Here is an 11971-nt window from a genome sequence, read left to right on the forward strand (position 1 = left end):
TAATAAAAACATTATGAGCTTCGTATTTATCCCATTTATAATTATTGGACTATTTGTTTTAATCTCGTCCTTTTTTGTTGTTAAACAACAAACTGCCGCCATTATAGAACGATTTGGAAAGTTTCAAAGTATACGTCAATCCGGATTACAACTTAAAATTCCATTAGTAGATAGAATCGCTGGACGATTAAGTTTAAAAATTCAGCAACTAGATGTTATTATAGAAACTAAAACTTTGGATGATGTGTTTGTGCGCCTTAAAGTGTCTGTGCAATACAAAGTAATTAGCCAAAAAGTGTACGATGCTTTTTATAAGTTGGATTATCCGCACGATCAAATTACAAGTTATGTGTTTGATGTGGTACGTGCCGAGGTTCCTAAAATGAAATTAGATGATGTATTTGTTAAAAAAGACGATATCGCTTTAGCGGTAAAAGCAGAACTTAATGACGCCATGTCTGATTATGGTTTTGATATTATTAAAACCTTAGTAACAGATATCGATCCAGACGCTCAAGTAAAAGAGGCTATGAATAGAATTAATGCTTCTGAACGTGAAAAAATAGCAGCACAATTTGAAGGTGATGCAGCACGTATTTTAATAGTTGAAAAAGCAAAAGCTGAAGCAGAAAGCAAGCGTTTACAAGGGCAAGGTATTGCAGACCAACGTCGTGAAATTGCTCGTGGTTTAGAGGAGTCTGTAGAGGTTTTAAATCGTGTTGGTATAAACAGTCAAGAAGCTTCTGCGTTAATCGTTGTAACCCAGCATTATGATACTTTACAATCCTTAGGAGAAGAAACAAATAGTAATTTAATTTTACTTCCTAATGCACCACAAGCAGGAAGTAATATGCTAAATGATATGGTTGCAAGTTTTGCTGCAAGTAATCAAATTGGTGAAGCCATGAAAGAAGCTAGAGCAAAGAAAAAAGAATAAACTTACAACATCGGGTTCAGTTGAAAAGATTAAGTTTTTTAACTGGACCCAAATTATATTTACTTTTTATTTTTATCGTAGTTCTGTATTAAATCTTTTAAAGTATCTCTATAATTTTCTAACGCTTTATTATCAATTGAGCCTTTTAAATTACCTTGAGGTAAAGTACTTCTACCTTCATCTAAATATTTTTGGAGTTCAGGAAATTGCTCTTCAATAACTCTAGTAAGGATAGATATTTCGCTAAGAATATTGGTGTTTTCTGGTTTCATACGTATTATATTTTGCTATTTAAAATATAATAAAAAGGAACTAATTATTCTCTTAAAGAAGTATTAAATTATTTAAAAGGATTCCTTTCCTCCCACTTCTGAATAGGATTCATATACTTTACAATGCATTTTAAAACCGTATTTGCAATAAAACTGTTAGTGTGGTTTAAATAAATATGCATGGTATGCGGCTTTGCGCCTATAGAACTTTTAATTTCCATAGCAGTTCTTGCGAATACAATAGTCTCAAATTGGTTTTCAATACCATAAAAAGCCATATTAAACAACATATTTAAATACATTTGATACCGCTTTTGAAGCACTTTATTATACCCCAGAAAATAGGTTTCTAAAACTGTATCATTAATAATAAGCGAATAAAACCCCACTAAGTCTTCATTTAAAAAAACCCCAAAAACCTTGAAGTTATCCTTTAAATGGAGTTTTAGCTGATAAAAATGATCTTCTTGTAGTTTAAAAGAATTAACACCTGCATTATCCGAAACGGTTTCATATAAGCTAAAAACAGCCTTAGAATTCGTTTTTAGGTAATTACTATCAAGTTCTCTGTACTCTAAATTAATCGCCTTTTTTCTAGCCGTATTATACCGCCTTCTATACTTTTTATTAAAGGCAGAAATGTAATCATTGATGGTTTTCCAGGTTTCACTTTTAAAAACCATATTGGGTTGCACCTGCACCTTATATAAATTGTTGGATTTAAAAAAGTTTACGGCTTCATGTATGTTATCAGTTTCGAAATAATCCTTAAAAACAATTATTCTTATTTTTTTGTTGAATTTCGTCTTAATTTCAACCGTTACTTCTTCTAAAACTTTTTCTAACTCCCTTAAAAATTCACTTTGCGAAATTTTAAGTGCATCAAAGTAAATACCATGTTGTCCGGTATGTAAAAGGTTTCCAACAACCAATGCGTTTCCTTTTACAATTTTAGAAACTATTTGCTTACCTATCTGTTTTAATCTGCTTGTACTGCTTTTTCTAAAAATATCGTCAGCATACATTTCAACACGCTGCACAACAGCAATACCAACTAAATTTTCATCTTTAAAAACACCAACATAGTACCCAGAAATATTAGTTGGCATAGATTTTTCTAGGCCACTTAAAAAGTCCGATTTTAAAAAAATGTCGGCAACAGGAAGCGCATCCCATGCTTTAGGAAGTTCACTTACGTTTCTATATATTTTATTGTTTATCAAAAGAAAAAGACTGAAAATTAAACATCCTCAGTCTTTAAATATGTTAAAAGTTTACAAAAAGATTATAGGCCGCAAAGAATTGAGCCCATAACTGCGAGTGTTACAATCCAATAACCTGCATTAATAAAAATATACTTGGCGCTTTTACGTTCAAATAAAGCATTGGTACCAATTATTGGAAGTGCTACAAAAATTCCGGCCATTGTGCCGTGAAATGCACCGTGTTTAAAAGTTCTATACGCTGTTCCATAATCATTCATAAAACCTTCGAAAGATGGTAAAGCGGTTGTAGGGTCTCCTCCTACCATTCCCATGGCTCCCCATTGGTGATTTGTCATTTGCATAAGTTGTACAGCTAATAACAATGCAAAAACTAAAGCAAGACCAAATATTTTAGCCATATTCCCTCCTTTAATTTTTTCTTCTGTCATGCCTGCAGCTTCCATCCAAGCTTTTCCAAATACTTTTGGATTGTACCATATAAATCCAACCAATAAGGCTGCAACTGCAGCAATAGGTATTGCAATAGGGTTAATTGGCATTTCCATATTTAGTTATTTATTGGTTAGTGCACTAAATGTACAAAAAAAAACCTGAGTTTGAAGCCTCAGGTTTTTCATTTAAAACTATACATGTTACTAAAGCTGTTTCGCTTCTTCAACCAACAACGCATTCTTATCCTCCAAAGCTTTAGCAATAAAAGCATTTATAGCTTCATTTTTTTCTAAGCCATTTTTTAACAAAACACCAAGGGTAATCATTGTTATTATACGTGTTCCAGACTTTTTAACCGATGTATTAAATAGCGGTTCAACTTCATCATAACTCACACTTTTAGCAAGTTCTTGAATTGCCGACTTTGCTGCAGCTTGTTTATCTTCTGGTAATCTATCGTACTTTTTACCAAAGGATTTTATTTGCTCAATAGCCGGTCTATTATTTTGTTGTGGTTGTTTTTGCTGATTTTGATTTGTGTTTTGTTGTGGCTTAACTTTAGCCCAAGTATCTCGTAAACCAACAGTTTTATTAAACACTAATTTATCTGAAGCCGAATCGTTATCCACATTAAAATAACCTAGACGTTGAAACTGAAACCTGTCTCCTTCATGAGCTTCTGTTAAACTAGGCTCCACAAAAGCTTCTATAATTTTTAAAGAATTAGGATTAATAAAATCCATAAAATCTTTGTCTTGATGACTATCTGGCGCTTCGTCGCTAAACAGTCTGTCATATTCTCTAACCTCTGCTTTTACAGCATGAGCTATGGACACCCAATGTAATGTGCCTTTTATTCTGCGCTCGGTATCTTCAGAATAGGTACAATGGATTTCTGTAACCTCACCATTAGCATCTTTTACAACGCTTTCAGCCTTTATTATGTATGCGTTTTTAAGTCGAACTTCGCCGCCTAATTTTAGTCTAAAAAATTTGTTTCCAGCCTCTTCTTTAAAATCGTCTTTTTCGATGTACAACTCACGAGAAAAAGGTACTTTTCTAAAGCCAGCACTTTTATCCTCCTGATTATTTTCTGCATCAAACCACTCTACTTTATCCTCCGGATAGTTGGTAATAACCAATTTAACAGGATTTAAAACAGCCATAACACGTGGTGCCGTTTTGTTTAAATCTTCACGAATGCAGAACTCCAAAAGCGACACATCAATAATATTTTCGCGTTTTGCCACTCCAACAGTTTCTACAAACTTTCTAATAGCATTTGGTGTATAGCCTCTTCGACGTAATCCAGAAATAGTTGGCATTCTAGGATCGTCCCAACCGTTTACAACACCATCTTCAACCAATTTAAGCAACTTACGCTTACTCATAATGGTGTAACTTAGGTTTAAACGGGCAAATTCGCGTTGCTTAGGCCTTAGTTTGTTTGGATCGACAACTTGGTCTAGGAACCAATCGTAAAGCTCTCTATGAGGCTTAAATTCTAAAGAGCAAAGCGAATGCGATACCTGCTCTAAATAATCACTTTCACCATGTGTCCAATCGTACATTGGGTAAATACACCAATCGTTCGCAGTTCTATGGTGATGCTTCTTTAGAATACGATACATTATTGGGTCGCGCATTAACATATTAACATGTTGCATGTCAATTTTTGCTCGTAAAATATGTTCGCCTGCATTAAATTCGCCTGCTTTCATACGCTCGAATAAATCCAAGTTTTCTGCAACAGATCTATTTCTATATGGGCCATCAACACCTGGTTGTGTTGGCGTTCCTTTTTGTTCTGCCATAGCTTCGCTAGATTGCGAATCGACATATGCTTTACCTTCTTTTATTAAATAAACAGCCCAATCATACAATTGCTGAAAATAATCGGAAGAAAATAATTCCTTATCCCACTTATAACCTAACCAAGCTACATCTTCTTTTATAGCATCTACATACTCCTGCTCTTCTTTCGCTGGATTAGTATCGTCAAAACGCAGGTTTACAGGTGCGTTGTAATATTCGCCCAAACCAAAACTAATTCCAATGGCTTTGGTGTGACCAATATGTAAATATCCATTTGGCTCTGGTGGAAAACGGAATCGAAGACTGGTTTTAGGCATTCCGTTGGCTAAATCTTCTTCTATAATTTGCTCAATAAAATTGAGTGATTTTCTTTCTTCAGACATAAAACATGTAACTGTTTGAGTTTTGCTCGATAAAAACAAACCCATTAAACAAAAATATTGTACAAAATTAGGTAATTTTGACGACTTAAATTGTGTGACAATGGGAATTATAAAAGTTGAAAATATTCGTGTATTTGCTTATCATGGTTGTTTAAAAGAAGAAACCAAAATTGGTAGCGATTATCGTGTTGATTTAGAGGTTAAAGCAAATTTACAAGAATCTGCCAAAACTGATAAACTTAGTGATACCGTTGATTACGTATTTTTAAACCGCGTTATAAAGGAAGAAATGGACCAACCATCTCATCTTCTTGAAACCGTTGCAAAACGAATTTTAAATCGTATCTTTGCTGAGGACAACTTGGTAAAAAAAGCTACGGTTTGGGTGAGTAAACTAAACCCTCCTATAGGCGGAGATGTGGCAAAAGTGACTATAAAAATGTCGGAAAAACGTTAAATATCATTTTAACTATTGAAAACTCACTTTTTTTTTTACTTTTGCATCAGATTTTGCAGAAATGTAAAATACTACTTTATAAAAGTTAGTAAAATTCTTTCTTAAAGTTAAAATATAATGGCGTCGTGGCCGAGTGGCTAGGCAGAGGTCTGCAAAACCTTGTACAGCGGTTCGAATCCGCTCGACGCCTCCAAAAACCTTCAAGTTTTACTTGGAGGTTTTTTTTGTACCTAATAATAAGTATGCTTACAGCATGTGAATTTTAATTTACTGCGTTAGGGAGTGAATGGTATGTTTGAGCTCCCCGACCTTAGGAGAGAGCACCTAGTGAAATATTTATATTCATAAGTTCTGTTATTTAAAATAGAAACTAACGAGTATAGCCGGATCCCTGTGGTGACACCCTAATAAAAATTATGGAAGTTGCTCTTTTATAGGGTTTATATTTTCTAATTTCTCTTTATTTTTCTCGTAAGCCTCTGGGAAAAGCCCTTGAACAAATAATAATACTCCAAAAGCAAGTATAACTATAGCAATAACTTTTTTGGTTTTAAAAATAAGCCGAGGTGTTAATTTTGCTTTCAACCGTTTTGCAATTACTATTTTCACTAAATCTGCTACAAAATAAGATGCTAGCATGGAAACAATAAAAATAATATCGCCATGTTTAGAAGTTGTTAAGGAATCTCCTAAAACTATAAAACCTAACCAACCAAGTAGCACCCCAATATTAATGAAGTTAAGCAAGAAACCTTTAACAAAAAGCTTTCCGTAGTCTTTTTGAATTTCTACTTTATGATATTCCTTAACTATAGCACGAAAAGATTTTGAAGTTTTTATAAATGAAATAACACCATAAACTGTTAATAAAACACCGCCAAATATTAAAAAATTAGGATCGTTTCCTATTTTTCCTCTAAGATTGTTAGTGCTATAAAATGCTATGATAATAAAAATAATATCGGCTAGAATAACTCCTAAATCGAAAATTAGTGCACTACGAAAACCTTTTGTTGCACTAGTTTCTAGTAGCACAAAAAATACTGGGCCAATGGTAAAGGCTAATATAATACCAAAAGGAATGGCTGTTAAAATATCGTCGAACATAAAAATGTAAAGCTTTTACACAAAGTAAAGAAAAATTTAAAACTATTGCGCTTAATTAGCTTAGAACTCATCTAGACTTTTTTAAGCAAAACAAGGAGTGGTGCTTATAAGCACCACTCCTTGTTAAACAAATACAAAAAAACTAAACTAATTCTTTATAAGTTTTATATTACCAATACCAGACTCTGTTTTAATTATTACAAAATATAACCCTGGAGTTAATACTGAGCCATTTACTATAGCTTTGCTTGCATTAGGCGTAAATGCTAATACCTGTTTCCCTACTACATTGTAAACTGTAATGGATTGAATTTGCCCTTTTTGAGATTCAATGTTCCAATTTTGTTGTGATGGATTTGGAAAAAGTTTGAACGACGATGTAGATAAATCATTAACACTAAGGTTTGCTTTACTGAAATATAAATTATCAAGGAAAACCGTACCGTTACCTTCCACTTTAAACTGATTGGCATCTGATATATCGACACCTAAATTACTAAAGTAAGAAAGTGGAATATCTACACTATTCCATTGATCTGCAGTAACTGTAAACACAAACTCCTTTTCCACATTAGTTGGATAAACCCCACTTATTAAATAGATTCCTAAATCGGAAGAATCATGGGACCAAAAATCGATATGTAAATAATTATACTCTGAAAGATCTAATGAGTTGGCTGTCCAATCTGTACCTTGATAATTAAGGTTTTCGTACTTTAAAGTATTATTAGAAGCCACACTATAATCAACCGTAACAGCAGTAGATTGTCCCCAATTAGGGTTATAATCTACACCGGAAGTAGTTGTGTAAGCATCGCTGTAAATAGAAATAACATCCATAGCCGCTGTGGTAGGTGTTGGCGGGGCGTCTGTTGGCTCGATTACTGGACAAGCAGCACAACTAGAACCCCCACAATCTACACCAGTTTCATCGCCATTTTTAATTCCATCTGTACAAGTAGCTTCGGGTACCGTACTAAAGGAAATATCATCGATGTATATGATATGATCTGCTGTTCTATCTGAATGGTCTGGGAATAGGATAATTTGATCTGGATCGCCACCCGCACCTCCAATCCATTCGGACATATCAAAAGACACTTCTACCCAGGTATCTGCAGTAGAAACCGGCGCAAAAACTTCTCCAATAGCCCAACCAGAACTGGTTGCGTATTTAAGTGCTACTTGCGAAGCAAATCCCACTTGATACACTTTCATGGTCACGTAAGAGTTTGCTGCTGAAGGTGTCCAAGTTCCTATATCTGAACCATGCATAGACTCGCAACCCGCCCAATTCATACCAGCATCTAAAGCTGTAAATTTCATAACTGTTGCCGACGTGTTAATCCCTACAGGTACTGGATTAGCAATAATTTCGACAGCAGGATTAGCGCCGTTTTCAAAAACAGACCAGGTCCATGAGGCACCGTGCCCTCCTGTTTCAAAATCAATTGGAGCGTTTTGAGAGAATCCAAACGATATTGCAAGTAAGGAAAATAATAACGTAATTTTATTCATAATAAATGGATTTAATTAATATTAAGTCACCTTTATTTGGTGATTAATAAAAAAGCCATATTATAAAGAGCTAATATGGCCTTAGTGATATTTGAAAAATAATTTAATTCAAGCTATTTCTTAAGAAGTTTTATGCTTTGAATTCCTGAAGTTGAATTAATCTTTGCGAAGTATATTCCTGAAGGTAAAATAGATGCATCAATTTCAACTTTATTAGTTTTAGGATTTAAAGACAAAACATTTTTACCTAAAAAATCGAATACACTAACAGAGATAATTTCTTGGTTTTGAGCTACAATGTTCCAACTATCCAGAGTAGGATTAGGGTATGTTTTAAAGCTGCTTATTTTGAATTCTGAATTGCTTAAAGTTGATTCTGTTAGACACCCTCCCCAATCACCATTACCATCAGCGGTTGATAAGACTGATATTGATAACTCCAAATCACTAGTTACCGTAGAAAAGCTATAATTACTTCCTGCAACTCCACCACAAGAAGGTTCGGTTGGTCCTGTTTGTACACCCCAACCACTCCAACCATCAGTAGCACCTGTTCCTGCAAGAACAAACTCGTAGCTACTATTCTGAGCAATATCCCGAGAGCCAGTCCAAATGCCATCGCCAGCAGTTGCGTCATCACCTGTTCCATCATCAACTAAAGCAATTCCCCAGCCCCACCATTCTTCTCCTGGTGCAAAAGTGCCATTTAAACACAGGTTAGTATAATTAGCATCCGGATATAATCCAGGAGCAGAAGCGTCAACGATTATTTTAACGTTTACTGTTTGAGCAGAAAAGGTTATCGTACTTAATAAAAAAAGTAAAAGAGTAATTTTTTTCATAATAAATAATTTAAATAGATTAAAAGTTTTAATTTTAGTTATCTATAAAATTACTTCTTGTTTATTATTAAATCCTTAAAGAACACCACTACAAAAAACATACATCGCAAAAAAAACAAACAATTACTAAGGTTTTCTTTAAAAACCCTTAATAACACAGACTTCAAGTAAATTATGTTTTTTTCTTAAAAACGGCATATAATAAAGAAGAAACAATACATGTTGTGGTAATGTTGTGGTAAAAAAAACGTCATTTATTTGACTATACATTAAATCCACAATTTTATAAAACTACGGTACACTAAATAAAGATTGAAAATAGCATTTAAAACTAAAAAAGCCTGCTTAAAAGCAGGCCATAGAAATCATATAATCACTTACTATTTAACTAATTACATTTTTATTTTACCCTTTAAAGGACAATGCTTTGGTGTAAAATTTTAGCTTTTCGTTTTTATCCCATAAGCCCCAATATGCACCAACATCACCTTCGGTATCAACTTTCCAAGATTCATCAAACGATGAGAAATAAAACATGTCTATATTATCTTCTTTTGCCCATTCTTGTGCATTAATAAAATACTTCATAGCGTTTTCATGTGAAGGTTTGGCTCCTAATAAGCCCAGGCCTTGACTAGGCCATCCTGTTTCTGTTATAATCACCTTTTTGCCATTACCCGCCTTAACGGCTCTAGCGAACATATCTTTCATATAAATTAAAGAATATTCCATACTGCATCCTTCCCAATACGGGTAACAATTAGCTAAAACAACATCGCAAGCCTCCGTAATTTTAGGGCGCTTTGCAAACTCGTAATAGGCATCCACATAACCCATTGGAATATTTGGAATCGCTTTTTTTACTTGATACATGAAACCTAAAAGCTCGTCTTCGGATAAATCGCCTCTATACATCACTTCATTACCAACTGCGGCTATATCCACAAAACCATTAGTTGCAAGATCTATTAACCCTTCAACTTCTTTTTTATTTATTTCGGCATCACTACCTAACCAAGCTCCAACTAAAGTTTTAATACCAAATTCCTTTGCTATTTTTGGAATAAGCTCATTACCATCGGTACAAGAAAATGTGCGAACCCATTTAGTATAGGGCTTTATAATTTTCATGCGTCTTCTAATTTGTTTTTCAGTTAGTTGGTCGCCTGTTTTTTGTCCTTCTTCATAGGCACTAAAACATAACCCATGCATGCCGCCTTTTAACACTCTACGAAATGTGTTTTTTAGACCCTTTTCAGTTTTACTCTCTAGGTGTCCCCCTGTTAAAGACAGTATTTTATCCGCTCTGTATGACATCTTTTATGGTTTTAAAAACTTATAATTCTCCTCTACGTTTGATTAACTCTTCCTTAATTTCTTTTGCTCGTTTTTCGTTTAAACTATAGTTCCACATAATCCAAATAGCAATTGATGCGGTTAATGCCGGTATAATTATATCTGCTATTCGTAAGCGTAACATTGACTCGGCTGTTTGAGACACAGCGCCTTCATCGAATCCAACTAAGTTTAATATAGCACCACCAAGTACCAAAGAAATGGCTTGACCTAATTTAACCATCCACCAATAAATAGCACCAAAAGTGCCTTCTTTTCTAGGCATTCCATTTTCTAGTTCATCAAGGTCGCAAACATCAGCCGTCATACTCATCATTAACGTAAATAACCCCCCTAAACCAAAAGCCATAAAAGGAATTGGTAAAAACATTAACCAAGGACCTCCTTGACCCACATCTATACTAAACCAAGACATACCAATACTATCTAGAAAAGGATTTATAGCTTCAAATATTAAGCCTACAAAATTATTTAAGCCTTGTCCAACTGTTGATTGGTTGAAGGTTGCATTTAAAGCATTATCAAAACCCCACCATTTAAGGCAATAGCCAATTATAGAAATGACTGTAGAAATAATAAAAGCTTGTCGCTTTCCCCATTTATTTGATATTCGAGAAATAATAGGTATAACAGCAAAGGCTGTTACTAATGCCGTAAACGAGGCAAACCAAGCAGGCCAAGTGCCGGCATTACCGTAGTCACCATTGTAAATGTAGAATACAATAATAAAAAAACTAAAGGATGCAACCATTTGAAAACCATTAAACACTAAAAACGTAGCACCACACAATTTCATAAATGGCTTATTTTGAAAAACATCTTTGATGCCTTGAAATAAATCTTTAAAGCTTGACGACAAGGTTTTTAAACTTATTCTTTTTCTGTTTTCCATTTTACCAGCATCGATTCCTTTACAAAATAAGGCAGGTAAAATTCCAAGACCAGCACACCCTATACCAACAAGAATAGACAATTTACGTACTCCTGTAGCTTGTAATTTTTCGTTAGTAATCTTTAGTAAATCATCACCAGAAAGCCCCATTTCGCCAATAGTTCTTAAAGTTTCATCGCTTAAAGGAAAAACTGTAGGGTCTGCTATTACAACCCAAAACCATGGCACTAGCATCCAAGCAATTTGCCCTACAGTATTAGCAAAGGCCATTAGTCGTGTACGCTCATTATAATCTGAAGTCATTTCGTATCCTAAACCAACTAAGGGTGTAGCATACATAGTATTCCCGACAAGAAACAATAAAGACATAAGTAAGAAATACCAGAAATTGAACATCACTGAATTATCCTCACTCATCTGAAAAAGAAGTGCGAACAATATGCCACTTAAAATAGCCCCAACGAATATATATGGTCGTCGTCGTCCCCATCTAGACTTCGTATTATCCGAAATAAAGCCCATTATTGGGTCGGTAAGCGCATCGAATATTCTTGGCAATCCTCCTAATAAACCAGCTAAAAATGGATCCATTCCAAAAGCTGTTACCAAAAAGAACATGAAAACAGCTAAAGCACCAGGTAATAAATTAAGTACAAGGTGTCCAGATCCGAATGCCATTTTCTGGCCTATAGGCACTTTATCTTTTAACGGGGTTACAGTGTGATTCATATTAT

The 11971-nt window shown here is 34.4% G+C and carries 11 protein-coding genes and 1 tRNA gene; 3 read left to right on the forward strand and 9 right to left on the reverse strand.

All coding sequences use genetic code 11. From position 1 onward, the window contains the following. Nucleotides 1-13 precede the first annotated feature (13 nt). Nucleotides 14-937, forward strand: a complete 924-nt coding sequence (locus ABJM36_RS07185; RefSeq protein WP_348450661.1) for an SPFH domain-containing protein — start codon at nt 14-16, stop codon at nt 935-937. 59 nt (nt 938-996) lie between these two features. Here the strand turns inward: ABJM36_RS07185 and ABJM36_RS07190 are convergent, their stop codons facing one another. The 4 genes from ABJM36_RS07190 to ABJM36_RS07205 all read right to left on the reverse strand — a co-directional run bounded on the left by ABJM36_RS07190 (nt 997) and on the right by ABJM36_RS07205 (nt 5065). Next, nucleotides 997-1209: a hypothetical protein gene (locus tag ABJM36_RS07190; RefSeq protein ID WP_348450663.1), complete on the reverse strand. Its 213-nt coding sequence runs from the start codon at nt 1207-1209 to the stop codon at nt 997-999. Between the two features lie 68 nt (nt 1210-1277). Continuing rightward, the gene (locus ABJM36_RS07195) at nt 1278-2432 is read right to left on the reverse strand and encodes a GNAT family N-acetyltransferase (protein ID WP_348450665.1); all 1155 of its coding nucleotides are present in this window, start codon (nt 2430-2432) and stop codon (nt 1278-1280) included. Between the two features lie 62 nt (nt 2433-2494). Next, complete coding sequence (locus ABJM36_RS07200; RefSeq protein ID WP_348450667.1) at nt 2495-2980, reverse strand: DUF1761 domain-containing protein; 486 nt, start codon at nt 2978-2980, stop codon at nt 2495-2497. Between the two features lie 90 nt (nt 2981-3070). Further along, nucleotides 3071-5065, reverse strand: a complete 1995-nt coding sequence (locus tag ABJM36_RS07205; protein WP_348450669.1) for a glutamine--tRNA ligase/YqeY domain fusion protein — start codon at nt 5063-5065, stop codon at nt 3071-3073. 100 nt (nt 5066-5165) lie between these two features. On the opposite strand from ABJM36_RS07205, the gene folB reads away from it, so the two are divergent. Continuing rightward, nucleotides 5166-5522, forward strand: coding sequence for a dihydroneopterin aldolase (folB, locus tag ABJM36_RS07210; RefSeq protein WP_348450671.1), 357 nt, complete (start codon nt 5166-5168; stop codon nt 5520-5522). 119 nt (nt 5523-5641) lie between these two features. Continuing rightward, nucleotides 5642-5715: transfer RNA gene (locus ABJM36_RS07215), tRNA-Cys, on the forward strand. A 221-nt stretch (nt 5716-5936) separates the two neighbouring features. Here ABJM36_RS07215 and ABJM36_RS07220 read toward each other — a convergent pair. The 5 genes from ABJM36_RS07220 to ABJM36_RS07240 form a co-directional block, all read right to left on the reverse strand. Further along, a complete protein-coding gene (locus tag ABJM36_RS07220; RefSeq protein ID WP_348450673.1) occupies nt 5937-6629 on the reverse strand; it encodes a LysE family transporter in 693 nt (230 codons plus the stop codon). Between the two features lie 147 nt (nt 6630-6776). Continuing rightward, nucleotides 6777-8147 (reverse strand): T9SS type A sorting domain-containing protein, encoded by a 1371-nt coding sequence (locus ABJM36_RS07225; RefSeq protein ID WP_348450675.1) that lies wholly within the window; start codon nt 8145-8147, stop codon nt 6777-6779. Between the two features lie 113 nt (nt 8148-8260). Continuing rightward, entirely contained in the window at nt 8261-8989 is a 729-nt protein-coding gene (locus tag ABJM36_RS07230) for a T9SS type A sorting domain-containing protein (RefSeq protein WP_348450677.1), read from the reverse strand. Between the two features lie 405 nt (nt 8990-9394). Continuing rightward, nucleotides 9395-10306: a glycosyl hydrolase family 17 protein gene (locus ABJM36_RS07235; protein WP_348450679.1), complete on the reverse strand. Its 912-nt coding sequence runs from the start codon at nt 10304-10306 to the stop codon at nt 9395-9397. A gap of 19 nt (nt 10307-10325) precedes the next feature. After that, entirely contained in the window at nt 10326-11966 is a 1641-nt protein-coding gene (locus tag ABJM36_RS07240) for an MFS transporter (protein WP_348450681.1), read from the reverse strand. Nucleotides 11967-11971 lie beyond the last annotated feature (5 nt).

The organism is Algibacter sp. (assembly GCF_039977455.1).
In the GTDB taxonomy this organism is placed as follows: Bacteria; Bacteroidota; Bacteroidia; order Flavobacteriales; family Flavobacteriaceae; genus Algibacter_B.

Excerpts from the sequence above, each read along its gene's own strand:
- ABJM36_RS07185 (WP_348450661.1), top strand. The coding sequence starts at position 14 with ATGAGCTTCGTATTTATCCCATTTATAATTATTGGACTATTTGTTTTA.
- ABJM36_RS07190 (WP_348450663.1), bottom strand. The coding sequence starts at position 1,209 with ATGAAACCAGAAAACACCAATATTCTTAGCGAAATATCTATCCTTACT.
- ABJM36_RS07200 (WP_348450667.1), bottom strand. The coding sequence starts at position 2,980 with ATGGAAATGCCAATTAACCCTATTGCAATACCTATTGCTGCAGTTGCA.
- ABJM36_RS07205 (WP_348450669.1), bottom strand. The coding sequence starts at position 5,065 with ATGTCTGAAGAAAGAAAATCACTCAATTTTATTGAGCAAATTATAGAA.
- folB (WP_348450671.1), top strand. The coding sequence starts at position 5,166 with ATGGGAATTATAAAAGTTGAAAATATTCGTGTATTTGCTTATCATGGT.
- ABJM36_RS07220 (WP_348450673.1), bottom strand. The coding sequence starts at position 6,629 with ATGTTCGACGATATTTTAACAGCCATTCCTTTTGGTATTATATTAGCC.
- ABJM36_RS07225 (WP_348450675.1), bottom strand. The coding sequence starts at position 8,147 with ATGAATAAAATTACGTTATTATTTTCCTTACTTGCAATATCGTTTGGA.
- ABJM36_RS07230 (WP_348450677.1), bottom strand. The coding sequence starts at position 8,989 with ATGAAAAAAATTACTCTTTTACTTTTTTTATTAAGTACGATAACCTTT.
- ABJM36_RS07235 (WP_348450679.1), bottom strand. The coding sequence starts at position 10,306 with ATGTCATACAGAGCGGATAAAATACTGTCTTTAACAGGGGGACACCTA.
- ABJM36_RS07240 (WP_348450681.1), bottom strand. The coding sequence starts at position 11,966 with ATGAATCACACTGTAACCCCGTTAAAAGATAAAGTGCCTATAGGCCAG.